This is a genomic window from Actinophytocola xinjiangensis (genome assembly GCF_001921215.1).
Lineage (GTDB): Bacteria > Actinomycetota > Actinomycetes > Mycobacteriales > Pseudonocardiaceae > Actinophytocola > Actinophytocola xinjiangensis.
On record NZ_MSIF01000013.1, the window covers coordinates 53,337 to 76,517 of the forward strand.

Annotated in this window: 20 protein-coding genes; 6 read left to right on the forward strand and 14 right to left on the reverse strand. The window is 70.4% G+C overall.

The window, feature by feature from the left end; genetic code table 11:
* Positions 1-16 precede the first annotated feature (16 nt).
* Positions 17-2,608 (reverse strand): M14 family zinc carboxypeptidase, encoded by a 2,592-nt coding sequence (locus BLA60_RS24500; RefSeq protein ID WP_084735235.1) that lies wholly within the window; start codon positions 2,606-2,608, stop codon positions 17-19.
* A gap of 290 nt (positions 2,609-2,898) precedes the next feature.
* On the opposite strand from BLA60_RS24500, the gene BLA60_RS24505 reads away from it, so the two are divergent.
* A complete protein-coding gene (locus BLA60_RS24505) occupies positions 2,899-3,552 on the forward strand; it encodes a GntR family transcriptional regulator (protein ID WP_075135340.1) in 654 nt (217 codons plus the stop codon).
* Between the two features lie 38 nt (positions 3,553-3,590).
* On the opposite strand, the gene BLA60_RS24510 is transcribed toward BLA60_RS24505, so the two are convergent.
* The 3 genes from BLA60_RS24510 to BLA60_RS24520 are packed head-to-tail and all read right to left on the reverse strand — an operon-like array spanning position 3,591 to position 7,241.
* On the reverse strand, positions 3,591-4,172 hold the full coding sequence (locus BLA60_RS24510; protein WP_075135341.1) for a P-loop nucleotide/nucleoside kinase family protein: 582 nt from the start codon (positions 4,170-4,172) through the stop codon (positions 3,591-3,593).
* A 25-nt stretch (positions 4,173-4,197) separates the two neighbouring features.
* Positions 4,198-4,974: a siderophore-interacting protein gene (locus BLA60_RS24515; protein WP_075135342.1), complete on the reverse strand. Its 777-nt coding sequence runs from the start codon at positions 4,972-4,974 to the stop codon at positions 4,198-4,200.
* Complete coding sequence (locus BLA60_RS24520; protein ID WP_075135343.1) at positions 4,974-7,241, reverse strand: ATP-binding cassette domain-containing protein; 2,268 nt, start codon at positions 7,239-7,241, stop codon at positions 4,974-4,976. Before BLA60_RS24520 ends, BLA60_RS24515 begins: the two co-directional genes overlap by 1 nt.
* A gap of 60 nt (positions 7,242-7,301) precedes the next feature.
* Here BLA60_RS24520 and BLA60_RS24525 point away from each other — a divergent pair, with 60 nt between their 5' ends.
* Positions 7,302-8,093, forward strand: a complete 792-nt coding sequence (locus tag BLA60_RS24525) for a TetR/AcrR family transcriptional regulator C-terminal domain-containing protein (RefSeq protein WP_075135344.1) — start codon at positions 7,302-7,304, stop codon at positions 8,091-8,093.
* Here BLA60_RS24525 and BLA60_RS24530 read toward each other — a convergent pair.
* Positions 8,044-8,760 (reverse strand): SDR family oxidoreductase, encoded by a 717-nt coding sequence (locus BLA60_RS24530; RefSeq protein ID WP_075135345.1) that lies wholly within the window; start codon positions 8,758-8,760, stop codon positions 8,044-8,046. The two genes, BLA60_RS24525 and BLA60_RS24530, sit on opposite strands and share 50 nt — an antisense overlap.
* Before the next feature lie 455 nt (positions 8,761-9,215).
* On the opposite strand from BLA60_RS24530, the gene BLA60_RS24540 reads away from it, so the two are divergent.
* Both BLA60_RS24540 and BLA60_RS24545 read left to right on the forward strand, forming a co-directional pair.
* Entirely contained in the window at positions 9,216-10,685 is a 1,470-nt protein-coding gene (locus BLA60_RS24540; RefSeq protein ID WP_075135503.1) for a peptide MFS transporter, read from the forward strand.
* A gap of 172 nt (positions 10,686-10,857) precedes the next feature.
* Positions 10,858-11,796 (forward strand): GNAT family N-acetyltransferase, encoded by a 939-nt coding sequence (locus BLA60_RS24545; RefSeq protein ID WP_075135347.1) that lies wholly within the window; start codon positions 10,858-10,860, stop codon positions 11,794-11,796.
* Between the two features lie 2 nt (positions 11,797-11,798).
* On the opposite strand, the gene BLA60_RS24550 is transcribed toward BLA60_RS24545, so the two are convergent.
* Genes BLA60_RS24550 through BLA60_RS24560 form a run of 3 tightly spaced genes read right to left on the reverse strand, consistent with a single transcriptional unit; the run spans position 11,799 to position 14,256 of the window.
* On the reverse strand, positions 11,799-12,809 hold the full coding sequence (locus BLA60_RS24550; protein ID WP_075135348.1) for a LacI family DNA-binding transcriptional regulator: 1,011 nt from the start codon (positions 12,807-12,809) through the stop codon (positions 11,799-11,801).
* Positions 12,810-12,835: 26 nt separating this feature from the next.
* Entirely contained in the window at positions 12,836-13,402 is a 567-nt protein-coding gene (locus BLA60_RS24555) for a DUF305 domain-containing protein (protein ID WP_075135349.1), read from the reverse strand.
* Entirely contained in the window at positions 13,399-14,256 is an 858-nt protein-coding gene (locus tag BLA60_RS24560) for a DUF1996 domain-containing protein (protein WP_154814555.1), read from the reverse strand. The genes BLA60_RS24555 and BLA60_RS24560 overlap by 4 nt, the downstream gene beginning before the upstream one ends.
* Before the next feature lie 305 nt (positions 14,257-14,561).
* On the opposite strand from BLA60_RS24560, the gene BLA60_RS24565 reads away from it, so the two are divergent.
* Positions 14,562-16,307 carry a discoidin domain-containing protein gene (locus tag BLA60_RS24565; protein ID WP_075135351.1) on the forward strand — a complete coding sequence of 582 codons (1,746 nt, stop codon included), beginning with the start codon at positions 14,562-14,564 and terminating at the stop codon, positions 16,305-16,307.
* A gap of 66 nt (positions 16,308-16,373) precedes the next feature.
* Here BLA60_RS24565 and BLA60_RS42355 read toward each other — a convergent pair whose 3' ends face one another.
* Positions 16,374-17,342 carry a DUF742 domain-containing protein gene (locus BLA60_RS42355; RefSeq protein WP_084735237.1) on the reverse strand — a complete coding sequence of 323 codons (969 nt, stop codon included), beginning with the start codon at positions 17,340-17,342 and terminating at the stop codon, positions 16,374-16,376.
* A 144-nt stretch (positions 17,343-17,486) separates the two neighbouring features.
* Between BLA60_RS42355 and BLA60_RS24575 the strand changes: the two genes are divergently transcribed.
* A complete protein-coding gene (locus BLA60_RS24575) occupies positions 17,487-19,577 on the forward strand; it encodes a M14 family zinc carboxypeptidase (RefSeq protein ID WP_075135352.1) in 2,091 nt (696 codons plus the stop codon).
* A 43-nt stretch (positions 19,578-19,620) separates the two neighbouring features.
* Here the strand turns inward: BLA60_RS24575 and BLA60_RS24580 are convergent, their stop codons facing one another.
* From BLA60_RS24580 to BLA60_RS24600, 5 genes are all read right to left on the reverse strand, one after another.
* A complete protein-coding gene (locus BLA60_RS24580; RefSeq protein WP_075135353.1) occupies positions 19,621-20,235 on the reverse strand; it encodes a response regulator transcription factor in 615 nt (204 codons plus the stop codon).
* A 294-nt stretch (positions 20,236-20,529) separates the two neighbouring features.
* A complete protein-coding gene (locus BLA60_RS24585; RefSeq protein ID WP_075135354.1) occupies positions 20,530-21,360 on the reverse strand; it encodes an SAM-dependent methyltransferase in 831 nt (276 codons plus the stop codon).
* Between the two features lie 125 nt (positions 21,361-21,485).
* Positions 21,486-22,130, reverse strand: a complete 645-nt coding sequence (gene phoU, locus BLA60_RS24590; RefSeq protein ID WP_075135505.1) for a phosphate signaling complex protein PhoU — start codon at positions 22,128-22,130, stop codon at positions 21,486-21,488.
* Between the two features lie 137 nt (positions 22,131-22,267).
* Complete coding sequence (locus BLA60_RS24595; RefSeq protein ID WP_075135355.1) at positions 22,268-22,513, reverse strand: hypothetical protein; 246 nt, start codon at positions 22,511-22,513, stop codon at positions 22,268-22,270.
* Between the two features lie 81 nt (positions 22,514-22,594).
* Entirely contained in the window at positions 22,595-23,167 is a 573-nt protein-coding gene (locus BLA60_RS24600; RefSeq protein WP_075135356.1) for a GTP-binding protein, read from the reverse strand.
* Between the last annotated feature and the right edge of the window lie 14 nt (positions 23,168-23,181).

The following is a 23,181-nucleotide window of genomic DNA, read 5'->3' on the forward strand; positions in this document are numbered from 1 at the left end:
CTCCCCGGACACGGGGTCAGTCCGCGATGCCCGCGAACCGCTCGGGGGACAGCTGCTCGGCCGGGCCGTTGAACAGGGCGTTGAACACCATCTTCTGTTCGCCCCGGTTCCACGTCCGGAACGCGGCCTGGTTGCCGAAGGTGACCACCGATCCCTTGCCCACCTGCCAGGACACGGTGTTCACCGCGTCGCTGAGGTACTCGCCGCCGATCAGCCAGCCGCTTTCCAGCTGGTCGTCGCCGGCCGGGTACTTGCCGACCACGGTGTGCGGGTACTTGGCCGGGTCGGTGATCCGGTAGGCCCGGTCACCCTCGAACCACACCGGGTGGTCGCCCTCCATGCCCCACGCCGCCGGGTCGTCGCTGTCGATCTCCTGACGCAGCAACGATCCCGGGCCGTAGAACACCGAGGAGCTGGAGGGCAGCACCGATTCCAACGGCAGCCCGAACAGCTCCTGCGCGGTGCCCGCCGCGCTGCCGACGCTGACCAGCGTTCCGCCGTCGGTGACGAACTGGCGCAGCTGGTTCCAGCCGGTCTCGCCGACCCCGAACGCCCAGCTCCACTCCTTCGGGTAGTTGTTGGCGTTCAACCCGTTGACGATGGAGTTGCGGCTGACCCCGTCGGGCATCAGGATCGCGTCGTACTTGCCGGACAGGTTCTGGTAGTCCTTGGCCTTCACGATCTGGTAGTTGACCTTGTACTGGTCGAACATCCACATCAGCCAGCCGGCCGGCATGTTGTTGGGCGGCTTGAGCAGCCCGATCCTGGTGCCCTCCTTGAGCTGCACGCCCTCGATCGCCGGCACGTCGGCGATGGCGTACACCGGGATCCCGGTGGCCTTGGACTGGTTGGTCAGCACCGTCGTGGCCGGCCCGGTCGGCGGCACGATGAACGTGCCGGCCGGGTAGTCGCGGCCGCCGTCGCTGAACGCCGCCGCCGCGCGGAAGGTCGGCACGCCCTGCTTCTGCAACCGGGTGACCACCTGGTACACGCCGTAGGACTCCGGTCCCAGGACGTAGGCGCCGCCCTCACCGGGGACCGGCGGCATGCTCACCGGCTCCGGGGTGACCTTCTTCAGCTGCTTGGTGCCGACGGAGAACGCGTCGGTGACCAGGTCGGCGTCGAAGCCCAGCAGCATCGGCAGGGTGTGCGCGGTGACGTCGTAGGGCCGCTGCGGCGGCCCGCCCGGGTACTGCAGCAGCTGCGGGTAGTGCTGCACCTCGAGCAGCGTCTTCGCCCAGCGGGAGTAGGGCTGCTTCATGTAGATGACGTACGAGCCGGCCGGATAGGCCTTGCCGCCGGCGGTGAACTCGGTCTTCGCCTGGTGCACCTCGACCGCGCCCTTGAGCATGATCTCCAGGGTGTCGCGCACGGCCTGCGGGTCGCGCTGGCCGGCGGGGATGACGTAGGCGAAGGCGTCGGTGCGGGTGACGGCGTTGTTGGCGACCTTGTAGAAGTCCTTGAGCCAGTTGTAGCCGTCGTTGGCGAGCTCGTCGACCGCGGAGTAGAAGGCCTGCGAGGTGTAGTCGACGATCTGGCGCAGGGTCCAGGTGTTGGAGTCGTACGGCTCGATGAAGTTGATCTCCGACTCCTGCTGGCCAAGCGGACCGTCGCCGACCTGCGGATAGGCCAGGTTGGACACCGAGGCGGCCTCGGTCAGCAGTCGGGCCGCGCCGTGGTAGACCTGGTACTGGCGCGAGGGCGTCCAGTAGTCGTAGGACTTGGCCCAGCCGACGCCCTTCATGCCGGCCGAGGTCATGCCGCGCTGCATCGCCATGCCGGCGTCGTTGGTCTGCTGCACGGTGATCGGGTCGATGTTGGGGTCGTAGGGGGACAGGTAGGGCGGGGTGAACATGCGCGGGGCGCCGGTACCGGCCTGGTGGGCGTCCTGGAACGCCTGCGGGTGGTACTTGTTCTGGATCGAGACCATCAGCTCGGACTCGTCCTGGGTGAGCATGAACCAGTCGCGGTTGTCGTCGTGGCCGGTGTACTTCTGGTACAGGTCGGGGTAGACGCGCGCGTAGTTGGTGCCGGCGGTGGCGTTGAAGTAGTCGTTGATGTGTCGCAGGCCGTCGGGGTTCTGCGACGGGACCATCAGGATGACGGCCTTGTCCAGGATGTTGTTGATGTACGGGGAGTTCTCCGTACCCAGCCGGTGGGCGATCTCCAGCATGGCCTGGGCGTTGCCGACCTCGTTGGCATGGATGCCGGCCTGGACGTAGTAGAAGGGTTTGCCCTCGCGGGCGAGCTTCTCGGCGTCGGTGGGGGACAGGCCACGGGGGTCGGCGAGCCGGGAGTTGATCTCGACGAGCCGGTCGAGGTTGGCCAGGTTCTTCGGTGAGCTGATCGTCAGCATGACGTACGGGTTGTCCTCGGTCGTGCGGCCGAGTTCCTCGTAGTCGACGCGGTTGCTGCGCTCGGCGATGAGCTTGAAGTAGGGGAACATCGTGTCGATCGTGGCGAGCTTGCCGTCGGATCCGATGCGGAAGCCGAAGTACTGCTCGGGATTGGGGATGCTGGGCGCTGCCGACGCGGTCGGCAGCACCGGCGCCACCAGAGCGATGACGGCGGTCGTGACCACGGCCATCCTCCGAAGAGGTGCGCGCATGTCCGCTCCTTCGGTGTCATATCCAGTTGTCAAGCGTGCGTGCACAAGCGGACGACGGCGGTGCCGTCGCCCCGTAGCGGAATGGGAGGGTCGACCAGGAAAGGTCCTCTGTGGAGGATGGTGGTTCCTGGTCTCACTCGTTTCTAACACCGAGGTGAGGCGCTGGGCAAGACTTGATTTTAGATCTAATGTTTAATCTTCGTGTCAGGTTGGGCTGGTTGGCGTAACAGAGCGGGGCGGGGCCGGAGTCGGTAACGTGTCCCGGTCACGAGGGAGGGGGTACGGACCCGATGTCACTGCCCAGAAGCACCCTGAGCAGCATGGCCTACCAGGCGCTGCGCCACGCGATCCTCAGCGGCCGGCTGGCCCCGGGGTCGCACGTGAGCGTCCGCCCCCTCTGCGAGGAGTTCGACCTGTCGGCCACGCCGGTCAAGGCCGCGCTGCACGCCCTGGAACGCGAAGGCTTCCTCGTCCTGCGGCCGCACCGAGGCTTCTTCGTCCCCGAGGTCAACCGGGCCGACATGCGGGAGCTGTACGAACTACGAGAGGTCCTCGACGGCATAGCCGCCCGCCGAGCGGCGACCGCGCCCGACCGATCGGGCCTGGTCACCCGCCTCAACGCGTTGGTGGACCAACAGGCCAAGGAGCTGGCCAAACCCGACCTGTCCGGCTACGGCGACCTGGACGTCCTGTTCCACCAGGAGATCCTCACCGCCGCCGGCAACGGCCGCCTCCAACACGTCGCCGAGAACATGATCGGCCAACTACGCCTGGGCCGGGCGACGTCGGCCAGGGTCCCCGGCCGCCCCGCCGCCGCCCTGTCCGAACACACGGAGATCATCGCCGCCATCGCCGCCGGCCAGGGCTCCCAGGCCGAACGCCTGGCCCGCCGCCACGTCCGCAAATCCGCCAACGCCCTGGACAGATACCTGTCCAAACCCTGATCCTGGCCACCCCGCCGCGCCGATCCGGTCGACCGAGGTCAGTCCTCACCCACCAGATCGCCGAACGCCGACACCACAGCCACGACATCCGGGCTGCTCCGGTCGGAGGTATCCACCCGCACGACCGCCGTGACCCCCGCCGCCGGCTCGAACACCGACTCCCGCAGCTCACCCCGCCGAGACGCCTCCGCGAGCTGCCGGTCCACGGCCCCACCCCCGGCGGCCCGTCCCCGCAGGCGCTCACCGATCACCGCGTCCCGAGCCACGACCCACACCGCCAACACCCGCGCCCCGGCACCCACCAACACCCCCACCAGCCGCTCCGAGACCACCGACGACTCCACCACGAAGCTCACCCCGCCCGCGGCGAGCACCCCGGCGGCCTCGACCATGACCTCCTCCGCACGCTCACTGACCGCCCCACCCGCCACGAAGAACTCCTCCGCGAACCGCAGCTGTCGCCCCGCGCCGATCGTCGCCCCCGACAACCCGAGCCCGACCTTCACCTCGTCCCGCGTCAGACACGGCACCCCCAACCGGCCCGCCACCGCCCGCGCCACGGTCGTCTTCCCCGCGCCCGGCGACCCACACACCGCCACCACCACCGCTCGCGCCACCATCCCCCCATCCTTCGAGCGACACACCCTAGGACCCGGCGACCCGCTCCTGGGCTTCGGCGAGGTCCTCGTTCGTCGGCGGGTCGTCCTGGGTGAGGGCGCGTCGCCAGTAGCCGGTGAACTCGATCTGGTCCTTCGCCATCCCCCGGCCGGTCAGGTGGCGCCGCAGGGTGCGGACCTCGCCGGCCTCGCCCGCCAGCCAGGCCACCTCCGGTAGCGGCAGTTCCGCGATCCGCTCCGCCAACCCGCCGCGCACCCAGTGCGTCTCGACCGTCGCCGCCGAGGGCAGGGGTTGTTCCTCCTGCTCGGAGTGGACCGACAGCACCACCGCCGCCCTGGCCGTCGACGGCAGGGCGGCCAGCAGTGACGTCACGGCCGGAACGGCGGTCTCGTCGCCGGCGAACAGGTACTCCGCCGCCTCCGGCAGCGCTCGCCGGTACGCCACCGACGGGCCGTAGCGGCCGACGACCTGCCCCGCCGCCGCCTGCCGGGCCCAGCGCACCGCCGGCCCACCGGTGTCGTGGAGGACGAAGTCGATCTCCAGGGTGTCGGGGGTGGCGGCGCGGACCGTGAAACTGCGCATCCACGGCCGCCGGTCCAGCGGGATCGCCAGGTACGCCTGGTACCAGCGCATCGTGTCGGCGTCCGACTCCGGCAGGCGCAGGGCGCCGCCGCGCGGGAAGTACAGCTTGAGCTGCTGGTCGGGCCAGTGTTCGAAGCCCTCGGGCGCGGCGAACGTGACGCGCCGCACCCGAGGGGTCGGCCGCGCCACCGCCAGCACCTCCAGCCGCCCTGCCTCCTCCATCACGCCTCCACGTACTTGCGCAGGTGCCGCGCGGTCAGCGAGTCGCCGGTCGCCACCAGCTCGGCGGGGGTGCCGGTGAACACGATCTGACCGCCGTCGTGGCCGGCGCCGGGGCCCAGGTCGATGAGCCAGTCGGCGTGGGCCATCACGGCCTGGTGGTGCTCGATCACGATCACCGTGTTGCCCTGCTCGATCAGGCGGTCCAGCAGCGCCAGCAGCTGGTCGACGTCGGCCAGGTGCAGGCCGGTGGTCGGCTCGTCGAGCACGTACGTCGCCCGCTTCTCGGCCATGTGGATCGCCAGCTTCAGGCGCTGCCGCTCGCCGCCGGACAGGGTGGTCAGCGGCTGACCGAGCTTGAGGTAGCCGAGGCCGACGTCGGCCAACCGGTTGAGGATCAGCCGCGCCTGGCCGGACGGGAAGAACTCCCGCGCCTGGGCCACCGACATGGCGAACACCTCGGCGATGTTCCTGCCGCGCAACGTGTGCGTCAGCACCTCGGCGGTGAACCGCCGCCCGCCGCACTCCTCGCACACCGAGGCGACGCCGGCCATCATCGCCAGGTCCGTGTACACCAGGCCGATGCCCTTGCACTTGGGGCAGGCGCCCTCCGAGTTCGCGCTGAACAGCGACGCCTTCACCCCGTTGGCCTTGGCGAACGCCGCCCGGATCGGGTCGAGCAGGCCCGAGTAGGTCGCCGGGTTGCTGCGCCGCGAACCCCGGATCGCCGACTGGTCGACCACGATCACGTCCTCGCGGGTGGACAGCGAGCCGTGGATCAGGGAGCTCTTGCCGGAGCCGGCGACCCCGGTGACGACGGTCAGCACACCCAGCGGGACGTCCACACTCACATCGCGCAGGTTGTGCAGGTTCGCGTCCTTGATCGGCAACGTGCCGGTCGGCTGGCGAACGTCGGTTCGCAGTGACGCGCGGTGGTCCAGGTGGCGGCCGGTGAGCGTGTCGGAGGCCCGCAGGCCGGGGACGTCACCGGTGTAGCAGACCTGCCCGCCGGCCGACCCCGCGCCGGGCCCGAGGTCGACGACGTGGTCGGCGATCTCGATCGTCTCCGGCTTGTGCTCCACCACGAGCACGGTGTTTCCCTTGTCCCGCAAGCGGGTCAGCAGGTCGTTCATCCTGGCGATGTCGTGCGGGTGCAGGCCGACGGTCGGCTCGTCGAACACGTAGGTGACGTCGGTGAGGCTGGACCCGAGGTGCCGCACCATCTTCACGCGCTGTGCCTCACCGCCCGACAACGTGCCGGACTCGCGGTCAAGGCTCAGGTAGCCCAGGCCGATCTCGACCAGCGACTCCAGCGTCTCCCGCAGCGTGGCGACCAGCGGCGCCACCGACTCGTCGGTGAGCCCGCGGACGAACTCGGCCAAGTCGCTGATCTGCATGGCCGAACACTCGGCGATGTTGCGCCCGGCGATCCGCGAGGACAGCGCCGCCTCGTTGAGGCGCGCGCCGCCACACGCGTCACACACCTTGAACGTGACCGCGCGGTCGACGAACGCGCGGATGTGCGCCTGCATCGACTCGCGGTCCTTGGACAGGTACAGCCGCTTGACCTTGACCACGAGCCCCTCATAGGTCGTGTTCATCTCGGCCAGCCTGACCTTGGTCGACGGCTTGTACAGGAAGTCGTCCCACTCCTGGTCGGTGAACTCGCGCAGCTTCTTGTCCGGGTCGTAGAACCCGGAGTCGGCCATGCCCTTCCAGTACCAGGAGCCGACGGTGAAGTTCGGGACGGTGATCGCGCCCTCGTTGAGCGAGAGGTTCCGGTCGACCAGACCGTCGACGTCCACATCGGACACACGGCCGAGGCCCTCGCAGGCCGGGCACATGCCCTCGGCCAGGTTGAAGCTGAACGCACCGGACGTGCCGACGTGCGGCTCGCCCAGGCGGCTGAACACGATCCGCAGCATGGTGTGCGCGTCGGTGGCGGTGCCGACCGTGGACCGCGCGTTGGCGCCCATCCGCTCCTGGTCGACGACGATCGCCGCGCTCAGGTTGCGCAGCCCGTCGACGTCCGGGCGGCCGATGCTGGGCATGAAGGACTGGAGGAACGCCGTGTACGTCTCGTTGATCATCCGCTGCGACTCGGCGGCGATCGTGCCGAACACCAGCGAGGACTTCCCCGAGCCGGACACGCCGGTGAAGACCGTCAGTCGCCGCTTGGGGATGTCGACGCTGACATCTCGCAGGTTGTTCTCCCTGGCGCCGCGGACCTCGATGAGTTCGTGACCGTCCGCGGGATGCGCGTTACCCAATGCACTCTCTCCTTCTGGGGTGTACAGTGATGATACTTTACGCTGTAAGGAGATACTAGGGTGGTGGTCTTCGCCGGGCAGGGCGACGCCCGCCGGTCGATGGAGCTGCTGTGGCGCGCCCCCGCGCCCGACGAGGTGCGCCCCGGCCCCAAGCCGGCGCTGACCCTCGACGCGATCCTCGACGCGGCCATCGCGATCGCCGACGAGCAGGGCATGGACGCGCTGTCGATGCGCGCGGTCGGCCAGCGCGTCGGCCGCACCGGCATGGCGCTCTACACCTACGTGCCGAACAAGAACGAGCTGATCGACCTGATGTACGACCGGGTGCACGCCGAACTGCCCGACGGCCCCCCGGCCGACGACGGCTGGCGCCCTGGCGTCGAGGCGTGGGCGGGGGAGCTGTGGGCGTTCTACCAGCGGCACCCGTGGGTGCTGCGGGTCTCCCAGGTCCGCCCGGTGCTCGGGCCGCACGAGTACGCGGTGGTCGAGTCGGCGGCGCGGATCCTGCGGGTCAGCGGTCTGTCGGCACCGCTGCTGCTGCGCACGATCAGCACGCTGTTCCACTTCGTCCGTGGCGCGGCACAGACCGTCGCCGAGGCCCGGCTGGCCGCGCGCGCGACCGGAACGTCCAACGAGGACTGGTGGTTCGCGCGCTCGGCGCTGATGCCCGAGGTCGCCCCGGACTTCGCGCGGCGCTACCCGACGATCGTCGGACTGTCCACCGAGGACACGTTCCGGGTGCCGGAGGGCGAGCCGTACCTGGAGGCCCAGGCGGCGGAGACGTTCCGGGTGGGGCTGGGGCTCATCCTCGACGGGGTCGAGGCCGCGTTGCCAGGAACTCCTCGAACGTGATCACGCCCCGCGCCGGCCCCAGGTTGGCGCCGCAGCGGTAGCCGCGCATCACCGCGCCCGGCAGCGGGATCCGCAGGGCGCGGCGGTCGGCGAAGTCCTCGACCGGCCGGACCTGCGGCCCGCCGAAGTCCTCGGCCCGCCCGACGGCCGGACCGTCGGCCAGTTCGACGAGCCGCCCGGCGACGTCGCGCACGTCGACCGGCTGGACGCGCAGGCCGGCCGGGACCAGCAGGACGGGCAGGCGGCGCTGGACGGTGAACAGGCGCAGCACGAGGTCGTGGAACTGGGTGGCGCGCAGGGTGGTCCAGGGCAGGCCGGAGGTCGCCAGCAGGTGTTCGACCGCGAGCTTGGTCCGGTAGTAGGGCAGCGGGATGGCGTCGACACCGACGATCGAGACGAACACGACGTGCGGGCGGCCGGCGCGCAGCGCGGCGTCGACGAGGTTGCGGGCGTGGGTCAGGTCGTGTCGGCCCAGCGCGGTCGCGCAGTGGATCACCGTGTCCACACCGGACAGTGCGGCGTCGAGGCCGGCCCCGGTGCGCAGGTCGCCCCGGACCTCACCGGTGCTTCGGCTCAGCACGCGCGGAGGCGTTCCCCGCTCGGTGAGCCGCTCGACGACCGCGCGCCCGAGCGTTCCGGTGCCTCCGGTGACCAGAGTGGTGTCCACCCGGCCAGCCTCCCAGACTCACCCGTTCGAGGGTCGGGCCACCCGATCAGGTTCTCCTGTGGTCGAGAACCCTGACAACGCGCGAGCAAACCGGGGAACCGGGTGTGGTGGGAGTTCGTGAAGGGTATCCGTCGCGCGGGACGGAGGAGAACGCCATGACTGTGCACGCTCGTCAGGTGGCCCGGCACTGCCGGGAGCAGATGGCCGCGCGTGACGAGGACCAGCGCGACGAACACTGCGACCAACACCGCGACCAACACCGCGACCAACACCAGGCCAACCAACCCGACACACCGCCTCTCGAGGAAACCCGCCCGATGTCCCGGGAAGAGGCCCTGAGGGCTTGACGATCCCGCCGCGCCCGGTGCCGCCCGGGCGCGGCGGCGTCACTCCATCGGGGGATGTTCGGGGCGTCGCGGCGGGGCGGGTTCGTGGGACTGCACAACAGTTGCCGCATGGAGACGGGGAAGACGGCGGAGACGAGGTCCGCGCCGAGCACCGGGTTCTTCGGGCATCCGCGAGCCCTGGGGAACCTGTTCGGCCTGGAGATGTGGGAACGCTTCTCGTTCTACGGGATGCAGGGGATCCTCACCATCTACCTCTACTACTCGGCCGCCGACGGCGGACTCGGGCTGTCCGAGGGCACGGCCACCAGCATCGTCGGTGCCTACGGCGGGCTGGTGTACCTGTCGACGATCGTCGGGGCCTGGTTGGCCGACCGCGTCGCCGGGTCCGAGCGGGTGCTGTTCCTCAGCGCCGTGATGATCATGTGCGGGCACATCTGCCTCGCGCTGCTGCCCGGGTTCACCGGTGTGGGGGCGGGGCTGGTGCTGATCGCGGTGGGCAGCGGCGGGCTCAAGGCGAACGCGACCTCGCTGGTGGGACGGCTGTACGCGCCAGAGGACGAGCGGCGGGACGCGGGGTTCTCGCTGTTCTACCTCGGGGTCAACCTTGGCGCGTTCATCGGGCCGCTGCTGACCGGGCTGGCGCAGCAGAACCTGGGCTTCCACTACGGGTTCGGGCTGGCCGCGATCGGCATGGCGGCCGGGCTCGTCCAGTACTCCCTGGGGCGAGCGAACCTGAGCTCGGACGCGAACGAGGTGCCCAACCCGCTGCCGCCCGGGCGCCGGGGCTGGGTCGCGGCGGGCGCGGCGGTGGTGGTCGCCGGGATCGTGCTGGTGGTGATGGCCGGGGTGGTGACGGCGGCGAACCTGGCCAACGTGACCGTGGTGGTGATCATCGTGGCGGCGGTGGCGTACTTCGCGGTGATCCTGTCCAGCCGGCGGATCACGGCGCTGGAGCGCCGCCGGGTCGCCAGCTTCATCCCGTTGTTCCTGGCGAGCTTCGTGTTCTTCTCGTTGTTCCAGCAGCAGTTCACCGTGCTGGTCATCTACACCGACCAGCGCCTGGACCGCACGATCTTCGGCTGGGAGATGCCGGTGTCCTGGGCGAACTCGATCAACCCGGTGTTCATCATCCTGCTGGCCGCCGTGTTCGCCGCGCTGTGGACCAGGCTGGGGCCGCGGCAACCCTCGACGCCGGTCAAGTTCGCGCTCGGCACGATCTTCATGGGCGTGGCGTTCCTGTGTTTCCTGCCGTGGTCGGGCGGCACCGGCAACACCACGCCGCTGATCGCGCTGGTCGGCATCATCCTGCTGTTCACGATCGGCGAGCTGCTGCTCTCGCCGGTCGGGCTGTCGGTGTCGACCAAGCTCGCGCCGGCGCTGTTCCGCACGCAGATGGTGGCGCTGAACTTCCTGTCGGTCGCGCTCGGCACGGCCGCGGCCGGGTCGTTCGCCAAGTACTACTCGGTGGACGACGAGGGCGGGTACTTCCTGGTCGTCGGCGGGGTCGCGGTGGCGTTCGGGATCCTGTTGTGGGTGGTGAGCCCGTTCATCCGGCGGTTGATGAGCGGGGTCCACTAAACCGTTTGTGCCCGGGACGGCCGGTCCGGTACTGCTGTCCCGGCACGCCCGCCGCCGGTGGGCGTCGAGAACGAGAGGAGGAGCCGATGACCGCCATGATCACCGCGCTCGCGTCCTCCCGGGGCCGGAACTGACCCTGGGGGAGTGGGCGCCTTCCGTACCGGAGAGTGCCGTGCACGACCTGACCCTGCGCCCGATCACCGGGGGCGACGAGCTCGACCTGTTCAACCAACTGCCCTACACCCTCAACCACGAACTCGCCGACGACCTGGTCGAGCGCCGCCGCCGGCCGGAGTGGATGTGGGTCGCCGTGCGCGGCGACCGGGTGCTCGCCAGGCTCGCCTGGTGGACCAATGCGGGCGACGACACCCCGTTCCTGCTGGACATCCTCGACCTCGACGACACCGCGGCGGACCGCGTCGACATCGGCGTGCGACTGTTGCGTACGGCCATGGCCACGGTCGTCCCGCCCGGCACACGTCCACCGGAGTACCTGCGTGACATCCCGTCCGACTGGCGCGAGGTCGCCCCGGCCCGCCGTGTCGTCGAGGACCGGCTGGCCGTGGTGGAGCGGGTGGGCGCGCACCCGTTCGTCGAACGACTGCGGTTCCAGTGGAACCCGGGGACCCCGGTCCCCGAACCGAACGGGCGCCTGACGTTCCGGACACCGCACGACACCGAGGAACTCCTCGACCTGATGACCCGGGTCCTCGACGGGACCCTGGACGCCCACAGCCAGGACAGCCTGACCCGGCTGTCGGCCCGCGAGGCCGCCGTCGAGCACTTCGAGGAGGAGCTGGCGCACTACCGCGGTCCGCGTGACTGGTGGCGGGTCGCGACGCTGCCCGGCGGTGCGCCGGTCGGCTTCGTCACCCCGGCCCGCAACGACTACAACCCGATCATCGGCTACATCGCCGTCCTGCCGGAGCACCGTGGCAACGGCTACGTCGACGACATCCTCGCCGAGGGCACCCGGGTGCTGGCCGCCCAGGACGTCCCGCGCATCCGGGCGGCGACCGATCTCGGCAACACCCCGATGGCAAACGCTTTCCTGCGTGCTGGCTACGACAACTTCGAACGCACGGTGAACCTGGTCTGGGACCAGCCCTGACCTCAGGCCGAGCCTCGCACCACCAGGGTCGGTTCGAAGACCACCCTGGTGGGCGGGGCGTCCGGGTCGGCGACCCTGGCCAGCAGCAGCCGGGCCATCTCGGCGGCCATGTCGGCGACCGGTTGCCGGACGGTGGTCAGCGGCGGGTCGCAGGCCAGGGCCGCGCTGCTGTCGTCGAACCCGACCACCGCGACGTCCTGCGGGACGCGGCGGCCGGTGGCGCGCAGGACGGTCATGGCGCCCTGGGCCATCAGGTCCGAGGCGGCGAACACGGCGTCCAGGCCGGGATGCGCGCGGAGCAGGTGGACCATGCTGGTCTCGCCGCTCTCCCGGGTGAAGTCGCCCTCCGTCCACGGGAGGTCGGGGTCGGCGACGGCGTCCAGGAAACCGGTGTGCCGGTCCTGGCCCGCCGAGGTGTGTTGCGGCCCGGCGATGGTCACGATCCGGTTGCGGCGTAGGGACATCAGGTGTTGGGCGGCGAGCGCGCCGCCGGCGGTCTGGTCGACGTCCACGTAGGTCACCGGGAGCGGGTGCAGCGGCCGGGAGGACATCACCACGGGGTGGTTGGCCTCGATCAGCTGCCGGGGCAACGGGTCGTCGCGGTCGGTGTGGATGAGGATCACGCCGTCGAGCCGGCCCCGGCGCAGGTCGCTGACCACCTGGTCGCGGGTGTTGGTGTCCATCGTCATCAGGACGAGGTGGACACCGCTCGGGCCGATCACCGACATCACACCCCGGATGACCGTCTCGAAGAACGGGTCACCGGCCAGCCGGGACTCCTCGGGCAGCACCAGGCCGATGGCGTCGGCGCGGCGGGTGACCAGCGAGCGCGCCGCCAGGTTCGGCACGTACCCGGTCGCGTCGATCGCGTTCTGCACCGCCGCGCGGATCGTCGCGTCCACCGTCGCCACCCCGTTGACCACGCGGGAGGCGGTGGCCCGGGACACGCCGGCCACCCGGGCCACCTCCTCGAGGGTGACGCGTTTCGACGAGGTACGGCGCGGGTCGGACACCGCTTCTTTATACCCGGGCGCGGATCTCAGGCGAGGGTGTCCAGTCTGGCGAGGGTCGTGTCGCGTTCGTCGACCATCGACGCCGCCAGTGCCCGGGTGTCGGGATGGGTGGCGTTGTCGGCGGCGGACGCGGCGACCGTCCTGGACTCGGTCAGGTGCGCGCGGGCCAGTCGGGCGAACTCCACGTCGAACGCCGGCGCGGCGCGCAGCGTGGCCAGTTCGTCCTCGGTGGGCATGCCCGGCATGTCGTGGCCCTTGTGGAGGTTCTGGTACTCCACGGCGGCGGCGTCGAGCAGGCCGTGCAGGGCGGTCAGCTCGGTGCGGCGGGCGGCGGCGAGGTCCTTGGCGAAGTCACGAAGCAACGGATCGGTCGCGTCGGTGGCGCCCAGGTCGAGCAGGAGCAGGGCCTGGTCGTCGGTGGCGATCGCGAGCTGGACGAAGGACTCCTCGGTGGCGCCGAAACCTCCCGGCGCCACCGAGGACGTGGTCACCGGCGGCGGGAGAGCCGGGACCGACGGCGGTGGGGCCTGCTGGCCACAGGCCGCGACGCCTGTGGCCAGCAGGAAGATCACGAACAGGCGAAACAGCGTCACAGGGGGCGCCCGTCGTGACCACACTTGATCACCGGACGGATGCAGTCACGCACCCGCCGTTCCATCTCGTCGGCCGGCCACACGTTGAAGAAGTCGCCGTGCATGGTTCGGCCGTCGCCGGAGGCGAGCCGCAGGGCGGAGGGGTCGCCGCTGACCGGGTAGCGCAGGACCATCCGCAGCTTGGGCACCTGCACCGGGTGGGTGGACGGGCAGTTGCCGCCGACCGGGTAGGCCATGTGGCTCATGTGGTTGGACGAGTCGAGCGTCGTCCCGTTCCAGCACTGCGGGAAGTCGAGATAGGTCTCCAGCTGGGTGCCGGACGGGCAGTTGACGAAGTTCTTCGACGGTGGCACGTGTCCGGCGTGCAGGCATGACCAGCGCGCGAGGCTGTCGGCGTCGCCGGTGGCCCGCGCGTTGCCGGCGACGATCTTCAGCCCGACCGGTGTCGGTTGGGTGGCCGCCGGGTTGTTCACGCCCTCACCGAGGTAGTAGAACGTGATGCCCGTCGGGACGACCGGTTGGTTGTCGCGGAACAGGGTCGGTACCCAGTAGGAGGAGATGTCGACGTTCGGGTCGCAGGTGCCGGTCTGCCCGAGCAGGTCGCCGTACTCGGAGTGGGCGTCGGTCGCGGTGTTGCCGAAGAAGTCGTGCGAGTGCGAGGCACCCGGCAGCTTCGGGAACACGATCGGGTCGTCGGGCAGGCGGTGGCTCAACGTGCAGTCGGCCGGGAACTCGGCGACCCGGATCACCGCGTCGGCCCGATTGGCCGCGCCGGTGATCGCGCCGATGACCACGGTGCTCGCGGCGAGCACGAACACCAGCCCGATCTTGAGCAGAGCGCGCCAGCTAGTCATGTTCTTCCCCATTGAAGACGAACTCCCTCGGCTCTCAGGATGTGCAGGGAATCGAGAGAGCGCTCTCACGAACAGAGCATGACCTGGCTCACAGGGTCGGTCAATGATTTTGTTCCGCACGGGAACAAATAGACGCCATTTGGACGCACGCGGTGCTACTTCTGGCCCACTGTGCGCACGCTCTTGACAGTTGGTAGCCCGAAAGGCACTCTCTGTCCGGAGAGAGCGCTCTCACGGCTTGCCTCTCCCATTCACTTTTCCCCTCGCGCCGCTGGCGTGCCGCCGCGGCGTGCGAAGGAGCACGCATGAAACCGGTTCTGTTCCGGCGGCGTGGTCGCCGGTTGTTCACGTTGGCGCTCGCCGCGGGGTTGGCGACGGCGCTGGTCCAGGTCCTGTCGCCGGCCGCCCCGGCGGTGGCCGCCGGCTCGCTGCTGTCCCAGGGGCGCCCGGTCACGGCGTCCTCGTCGGAGTCCGCCGCCTTCCCGGCGACCGCCGCCGTCGACGGTGATACCGGTACCCGGTGGTCGAGCCAGTTCGCCGATCCACAGTGGATCCAGGTCGACCTCGGCCAGCCGGCGGCGATCGACGAGGTGCGCCTCAACTGGGAGGCCGCCCACGCGAGATCATTCACCGTTCAGTTGTCCGACAACGGTTCCACGTGGTCCACAGTGTACTCAACGACGACCGCGACCGGCGGTGTCCAGGCGCTGCCGGTCACCGGCAACGGCCGCTACGTCCGCCTGGGACTGACCAGCCGCGCCACCCAGTGGGGCTATTCGCTGTGGGAGTTCCAGGTGTACGGCACCACCGGCACCGACCCGGGCCCTGGTCCTGGCCCCGACGGCCTGCTCTCCTACCAGAAACCCGCCACCGCCTCGACCTTCCAGGACGACGGCGCCTGTCGCGCCTGCACCCCGTCCAAGGCGACGGACCTCGATCCCGCCACCCGCTGGGCGACCAGCGCGACCAACGGCTGGGTCGACCCGGGCTGGATCACCATCGACCTTGGCGCCACCGCGACGATCGAGAGCGTCGTCCTGCAGTGGGACCCGGCCTACGCCGTCGACTACCAGCTCCAGGTGTCCGACGACAACGCGACCTGGCGCACGATGTACACGACAACCTCGGGCACGGGCTTCAAGGAAACCGTGACGGTGTCCGGCACCGGTCGCTACGTTCGGATGTACGGCACCGAACGGTCCAACGGCTACGGCTACTCGCTGTGGGAGTTCCAGGTCTACGGCACCGGCGGTGCCCCGACCCAGCCGCCGCCCGCCCCGCCCGCCCCCGACTTCGACAACCTGGTGTGGAGCGACGAGTTCAACGGCGCCAACGGTTCCACCCCGGACCCGGCGAAGTGGACCCCCGAGGTCGGCCCCGGCGTGAACAACGAACTCCAGTACTACACGAACAACGACAACGCCAGGATGGACGGTGCCGGCAACCTGGTCATCCAGGCCAGGCGCCAGGTCACGCCGGGCTCGGCCTGCCCGCCGGACCCGAACAGCGGCGGCAGCACGACGTGCCAGTACACGTCGGGTCGCCTCAACACCGCCGGAAAGTTCGAGACCACCTACGGTCGTGTCGAGGCACGGATCAAGGTCTCCAGCACCCAGGGCCTGTGGCCCGCGTTCTGGATGCTCGGCGGCAACTTCTTCGACGGCGTCCCCTGGCCCGCGTCCGGTGAGATCGACATCCTCGAACACATCGGTCGCGAACCCACGCTGGTCCACTCGACCCTGCACGCCCCCGCGTACTTCGGGGCCGGTGGCCACGGCGCACCCCTGGAGCTGGGCACCAACGCCAGCGCCGCGTTCCACGTGTTCGCCGTCGAATGGGACGCGAGCCACATGACGTTCTTCGTGGACGACAACCCCTTCTTCACCGTCGACCGCGACCAGCTGGAGCGGACCCGAGGGCCGTGGGTGTACGACCACCCGTTCTTCATCATTCTCAACAACGCCGTGGGCGGCGACTGGCCTGGCCCGCCCGGTCCCGGCACGGTCCTCCCGCAGAACATGATGATCGACTACGTCCGCGTCTACCGCTGAGGGAACAGGGCCGACCACAGGGGCAGGGCGCCGGCCAGGCCCCTGTGGTCGGCCGTCGGGGGCCGGTCACAGACCAAGCAGCCCGACCCGAACCCGTTCCATCACCCCCGCCGAGACCCCGCTCTCGTGCACCACCACCAACCCCAGCGACGCCAGCTCCCCGACCACGTCCCGAACGACCTCCAGCGACATCCCCAGCATCGCCGCCACCTCGACCACCCCCCGCGCCTGTCCGCACAGCGCACACACCGCCCGCGCCTCCCCCGACAGCGACAAGCCCTCCACGTCCACCCCGCTGGCCACCACCAACGCCTCCAGCGCCAGCCGCTCCCCGGGGTCGGCCGCCGGCGGGGGATCGGCCAGCGCGTGACGCCCCCGGCTCGGCAGGCTCAACTGCGCGAGCACCGAGACGAACCGTTCCGCCGCGTCCTCGAAGTTGTGGGCGGTCGCCCGCTGGAAGCACAGCGCCGCCCCCCGCAGGTCGCCGCGTTGTTCGCAGACCAGTCCCAGGGCGTAGTCCGCCTCTGGTTCGTCGTCGGCGGCCCCCGGGCGCGGAACGGTCAGTTGGTCGTAGGCCGAACGCAGCAACGCCACGCCGTGGTCGACACCGTCCAACTCCGGCGTCGCCAGCACGAGCGGGTGGTCCTGGTCGCCCAGCGCCAGATGCATCCGCACCACCCGCACGCTGGTCCTCGCGACCGCGGCGATGTCCTCGACCGGTAGCTCCACCAACTCGTGCAGCACCGTCGCGGTGGACCGCAGGGGTGTCACCGACGCCTGGCCGCGGAACGCCCTTACCTGGTCGAGCACGATCTCGAACAGCAGAACATGGGCCAGGTCAAGATCATCGAGGGTGGCCCACTGCCTGCGGTGCTGGAGCAGGCTCACCCGCAGGATGTCCTCGACAAGATCGGCGCTGTCGTCACACACCGACGTCAGGAACGCGCGCAATCTCGGCCGCCAGGCAGCGTGGAACTCCAGCCAGGCCGCGTCCCACTCGTCGCCCGACTCCGGAAGGTCGCCAGGGGCGTTCACGAGGGCAACTTACAACCTCGCACCCGGGCGGCGTCCACAACCCATAGCGGGTCCTCAAAGGACAATTCGGTGAAAGAAACACTTGCCTTTTCAACTATGTGGGGAAGAATTCCCGTGTCCACCGTCCTCTGCCTGGGAGGCCCCATGTTCAAGCGCAGATGCGGCAGCGCCGCCGCCGCGCTCGCCCTGCTGTGCTCGGCCGTGGCCGGCACCGTGCCGGCACACGCCACCCCCGGCGCCACCATCACCGTCGCCGACGGTGAACTGGCGCTGGTGCGATTTGAGCTACCCACCGAACAAATGCTCCACGAGCTGATCGCCGCCGGCGCCGACGTCGCCGCGTCCGGCCGGGACACCAACGGCCGGGTCACCGCCGACCTCGTGCTCGACGGCCCCACCCTCGACCGGATGGTCGCGCGGGGCGCCACCCCCACCCAGCTCATCCAGACCGAGGGCGACGCCGCCCGCCACTACCAGCGCAGCGTCGCCGGGACCGCGCGCGCCGCCTCGGCCGTCGACACGGCTGCCGACACCCTCCAGTTCCTGTCCGCCTCCTGGTGGGTCACCGGCGGGCGCACCTTCCTGGAGACCCGGGTCGCCACCACCGCCGTGTACGACCCTGACGTCGAGATCACCGTGAACTGGACCGGACAGGACGGCACCACCGGCTCCTTCGCGCTGCGCCGGTTCACCGATGCCGGCGAGTACCAGTACCACGTCGCCGAGCCGCAGGTGCTGCCGTCGCGGCCGGTGCGGGTCACCGCGACCTCCAGCCTCGGCGGCACCAGCCGCCCGCAGACCCCGTCGCACTGGCCGGGCGCCACGCCGCCGCCGCTGCCCGACGGCTACCAGAAGGACTTCATCGACGCCTACCTGACGCCGATCGACATCAAGGCCAGGATCGCCCGCCTGGCCCGCCAGTACCCGGACCTGGTGGAGGTCATCGACCTGCCGCACCGCACCCAGGGCTACCGCCGCACCGCCACCGCCTACCTGGGCGACCCGGCGGCCGCGGCCGTGGTCGTCGAGTCGGTGCGCTTCGGTGACCAGGGCCCCAACGGCTGGCAGGTCCGCACGGTCGACCCCGGCAAGCCCAACCGGCCGGCGCAGGCCAGCTGGCGCGACCGGGTACTGACCGTCTCGCTGGCCACCGGCCGCGACGGCGCGGTGATCAGCACGACCGACCAGGTGGCCGCGTTGATCTCGGCCAGGTTCCCGCAGCGGGTCAGCGCGTTCGTCGAGGACGGCTCGGCCGGCAAGGTCATGCCGGTGGTCGGCGCGGTGCGGATGTCCGACGGGCTGGCGGCGCCGGCCGGGGTGCCGCACAAGCCGTGGACCGTGCAGGCGCTGCGCATCGGCGGGCACACCGACGACTCGAAGATCGGCGTGCTGGCCTACTCCCAGGAGCACGCGCGGGAGTGGGCGACGCCGCTGGTGACCCTGGAGTTCGCCGAGCGGCTGCTGGCCAACCACGCCACCGACGCCGACACCCGCGCGCTGCTGGCGCAGGTCGACGTGTTCGTCATCCCGGTGGTGAACCCCGACGGCGCGAACTACTCGTTCAACGACGCCAACTTCCAGCGCAAGAACCTGTCCAACCACTGCACCGGCGCGCAGCGCGACCCGCGCAACGCCGACTCGTGGGGCGTGGACGTCAACCGCAACTACACCGTCGGCTCGCTGTTCGACGGCTACGTCGGCGCGTCGGCGAACTGCCTGTCCGGCAACTACGCCGGCACCGAGGAGCTGTCCGAGCCGGAGGCGAACAACGTCGTCGCGCTGGCGAAGGCGTACCCGAACATCCGGTTCGGCATGAACGTGCACTCCTACGGCGGCTACTTCATGTGGCCGCCCGGGGCCTACGCGATGCCCGGCCGGATCACCCTGCCCCGGCCGTCGCCGGAGGAGGGCGCGCTGTTCCAGGCGTCGGCCAAGCGGATCGTCGGCGCGATCGCGGCCAGCCGGGGCACGGTGACCTGGCCGTCGCGTACCGGCCCGGTGGCCGACGTGCTGTACTCGGCGGCCGGCAACTCCGCCGACCAGCTCTACTACGAGCTGGGGATCTTCGCGTGGGACTTCGAGATCGGCAACGACCGGTGGAACGACCAGACGAACCGGTGGGAGGGCGTCGGTTTCCAGCCGCCGTTCCCCGAGGCGCACGCCGAGTCCCAGGAGTACGCCGAGGGTCTGGTCGAGCTGCTGCGGGTGGCGCGCGACCACCAGGCCGCCGGCTGACCGGATCGACCGCTCGACTGACGCGGGGCCCGCGCGCCCCGCGTCAGTCGAGCAGGCCCTCGCGCCGGGCGATGACCACGGCTTCGAGCTTGGACCGGGCGTCGAGCTTGTCCAGGACGCGCTGGACGTGGTTGCGCACGGTGTTGCGGGTGACGCCCAGGCGTTCGCCGATCTCGTCGGTGCTGGCGCCGGCGGCCAGCAGCACCAGGGTCTGCTGTTCGCGGGCGGTCAGCGGGTTGCCGGCGGGGCTGGAGAGCCGTTCGAGCACACCGGTGAGCAGGCCGGGGCCGAAGGCCGCCTCGCCGGCCGCGACCTGGCGTACGGCGGTCTCCAGCTCGTCGAGCCGGGAGGACTTGAGCAGCAGGCCGGCGCCGCCGGCCTGGGCGACCCGCGCGGCGACCGAGGCGTTGGCGTCGGCGGTGAGTACCAGCACCCTGGCACCGGCGGCGTTGAGGTCGGCGATCGCGTTGATGGCGTCACCGTCGGGCAGCCGGCGGTCGAGGACCACCACGTCCGGGCGGTGCTGGTGGGCCTGGGCGCGGGCCTCGGCGATGGAGCGAGCCCTGGCGACCACGGTGATGCCCTCGGCCTGGTCCAGTGCGCGTCCGATGGCCTCGGCGACCATGTCGTGGTCCTCGACGAGCAACACCTGCGGCATGGGCGCCCCTCACCGGTCGCGGTGGGTCGGGTGGATGGTACCGACGCGGCCGTGTTCGGAGAGTGACCGACGGCACGTCGTGGCGGGAACGGAACGGGCATCCGCGCCGTTGTACTGGATGGTCGCCGCCTGAGCCAGGGCGAACGGGCTTTCCGGCGGTGCGACTCCCCCACAAGCACTGTTGACGCAGCCTGTTCGTGCGCCGGCGACCATGCCGCCGGCCGGTAGCTCCCCCCAGCCACCGGCCGGCGGTCCTGAACGTTTCATGTGGACAGTCCTTTGTGGACTGGTAGGTCAGGGTCGGCGCCCGACGCCACCGAGGGTGACCAGATCGGCCGGTGTGCCGGCGAACACCCTCGGCCCGTCGGGCCACCAGTCGGCCAGGGCGGTCAGACCCGGCTCGACCAGGTCCAACCCGGTGAACATCCGCCCGATCTGCTCACGGGTGCGGAAGTAGCCCGAGCCCATGGCGCCGTTGACGAACGCGTCCTCCAGCACGGTCGCCAGCAGACCGCCCTCCCCACCGTCGCGCGGATCGTGGAAATGGCTCAGTGCCACGTAGGAACCGCTGGGCAGCAGCTCGACGTAGCGGGCGAGGATGCCCCACGGGTCCCGCTCGTCGGGCACGTGCGGCATCGTCGCGCTGTGCAGCAGGCCGATCGGCCGGGTCAGGTCCAGGTGCGCCCCGACCGCCGCGCCGCGCAGGATCTCCTCCGGGTCGGTGAGGTCGGCCAACACCAGGTGGGTCCGGTCGTTCTCCTCCAGCAGCGCCCGCCCGCGCGCGGCGACCACCGGGTCGTTGTCCACGTAGACCACCCGGGCCAACGGGTTCATCCGTTGGGCGGCCTGGTGGGTGTTCTCGGTGGTCGGCAGGCCGGCCCCGAGATCGATGAACTGCGTGATCCGCGCCGAGCCGGCCAGGAACCGGACCGCGCGCAACAGCCAGTAGCGCCCGGTGCGGGCGAGCTGGCTCATCTCCGGGGCGACCGCGCTGATCTGCCGGAACACCTGCCGGTCGATCTCGTAGTTGTCCTTGCCGCCGAGGAAACAGTCGTAGATCCGGGCGACGCTCGGTTTGTTCTGGTCCACCAACTCCAGTGTTGGTAGCTGTGCGTCCCGGGTCACTTTCGGTACGTTACCGGAGCATTCAGACGGTGGTCACTCCGCCGTCCAGGCTCACCTGTCGGCCACCGTCCGGGTCACTGACGGTGGCTGTTCCACGAAAGTGGAGGCCGTACTTGCCGGTCGGCCTAGGCCGCGATGACCCCGGTCACCACGAAGTCGAGTCGTTTGGCGACCGAGACGGCCTGGTCGGCGAACCGCTCGTAGTAGCGGGCCAACAGGGCCAGCGAGGTGGCGCTGGGAATGCCGTGCGGCCAGTCGGGATCGGTGACCGCCGCCATCACCGCCGCGTGCCGCGAGTCGACGGCCCGGTCGGTGTCGTCCAGTTCGGCGAACCCGCCGTGGCCCGGCCGCCCGATCAGTTCGACGAGCCGGTCGGCCATCCCGGCGGCGATCGTGCCCAGTTCGGTGAACGACGCGGTCAGCTCGGCCGGCACCGCGCACTCGGGGTGGCGGATCCTGGCCGTGTCGGCGACGTGCGCCGCCAGGTCGCCCATCCGCTCGATCTTGTCCGCGCAGTAGACGGCGGTCATCACCAGTCGCAGGTCGCCGGCCACCGGCGCCTGCAGGGCCAGCAGCCGCTGGACGGTCTCGTCGCACCGGTCGCGGGCCACGTCGAGCTCCGCGTCGGCCGCCATGACCCGCTCGGCCAGCTCCCCGTCGCTGGTCAGCACGGCCGTGGTGGCGTCGCGCATGGCTCTGGCCGCCAGTACGCCCATCTCGGCCAGCTGCTCACGCAGCGCGTCCAGGTCGGTCTGGAATACGTCTCGCATGCCCATCGCCCCTTGGGTCGTTAACCTGCCGTTCACCTGTTGGACAGGTCAGATTACCCAATGACGGCGCTGGACACAGCCGCTTTCCAGCCGCCCACCATTCGCGGACGACCGGAAAGCGGCCGGAAAGGCCCTGCTCAGGCCGCGCGGTCACCCTCGCTCGGCGGGGCGATGTTGAGCACGGTCGTCAGCGGGATGAGGCTGAGCGCACGGGCCGGCGGGGCGTGCCACACCCGGACACCGACCCAGATCTCGCCGGTCTGCGGGTCCTCCTCGACCGGGCCGACGACCTCGCCGACGCGGTAACGCTCGCCGTCCTCGTCGTGGAGCAGGAAGGTCACCATGGACCCGTTCACCGGTGCGTTGTCGGGTTGAGGGTGCATCGCTGTCGACCTCCCAGGCGGTCTCGGGGACCAGGTGACTGGGGGATACCCAGGGCACCGGCGCCCACACCTTGGCGTGGGTCAGCCCACTCCGGTCAGCGAGAGCGCGTACTCGCTCGCCGTGATCAGCACCTTGCGGGCCGAGGCGGGGGAGCGGGCGTCGCAGTCGACGACGGCGATGTCCGCCGGCAGGTTCAGCGCCTCCCGGATGTCGCGTTCGCGGAACCGGTGCGCGCCCTCGAAGTTGTTCACCGCCACCAGGAACGGCACGCGCCGGGACTCGAAGAAGTCGACCGCGGCGAAGCAGTCGGCGAGGCGGCGGGTGTCGATCAGCACGATCGCCGCGATGGCCCCGCGCACGATCTCGTCCCACATGAACCAGAACCGGTGCTGGCCCGGCGTGCCGAACACGTACAGCACGAGGTCCTCGCCGAGGGAGATCCGGCCGAAGTCCATGGCGACCGTGGTCGAGGTCTTGCCTGGCACGGCGTCGGTGTCGTCGATGCCGATGCCGGCGGCGGTCATCGCCGCCTCCGACCTCAGCGGCGCGATCTCCGAGACCGCCCCGACGAACGTCGTCTTGCCCACTCCGAAACCGCCGGCGACCACGATCTTGGCCGCGGTGACCGGAGTCCTGTCCTGCGTGTAGCCCACCGGGGACCCCTTAC

Coding starts and splice junctions, on each gene's coding strand:
- BLA60_RS24500 (WP_084735235.1), bottom strand. CDS start 2,608: ATGCGCGCACCTCTTCGGAGGATGGCCGTGGTCACGACCGCCGTCATC.
- BLA60_RS24505 (WP_075135340.1), top strand. CDS start 2,899: ATGTCACTGCCCAGAAGCACCCTGAGCAGCATGGCCTACCAGGCGCTG.
- BLA60_RS24510 (WP_075135341.1), bottom strand. CDS start 4,172: ATGGTGGCGCGAGCGGTGGTGGTGGCGGTGTGTGGGTCGCCGGGCGCG.
- BLA60_RS24515 (WP_075135342.1), bottom strand. CDS start 4,974: ATGGAGGAGGCAGGGCGGCTGGAGGTGCTGGCGGTGGCGCGGCCGACC.
- BLA60_RS24540 (WP_075135503.1), top strand. CDS start 9,216: ATGGAGACGGGGAAGACGGCGGAGACGAGGTCCGCGCCGAGCACCGGG.
- BLA60_RS24560 (WP_154814555.1), bottom strand. CDS start 14,256: ATGACTAGCTGGCGCGCTCTGCTCAAGATCGGGCTGGTGTTCGTGCTC.
- BLA60_RS24565 (WP_075135351.1), top strand. CDS start 14,562: ATGAAACCGGTTCTGTTCCGGCGGCGTGGTCGCCGGTTGTTCACGTTG.
- BLA60_RS24575 (WP_075135352.1), top strand. CDS start 17,487: ATGTTCAAGCGCAGATGCGGCAGCGCCGCCGCCGCGCTCGCCCTGCTG.
- BLA60_RS24580 (WP_075135353.1), bottom strand. CDS start 20,235: ATGCCGCAGGTGTTGCTCGTCGAGGACCACGACATGGTCGCCGAGGCC.
- phoU (WP_075135505.1), bottom strand. CDS start 22,130: ATGCGAGACGTATTCCAGACCGACCTGGACGCGCTGCGTGAGCAGCTG.
- BLA60_RS24595 (WP_075135355.1), bottom strand. CDS start 22,513: ATGCACCCTCAACCCGACAACGCACCGGTGAACGGGTCCATGGTGACC.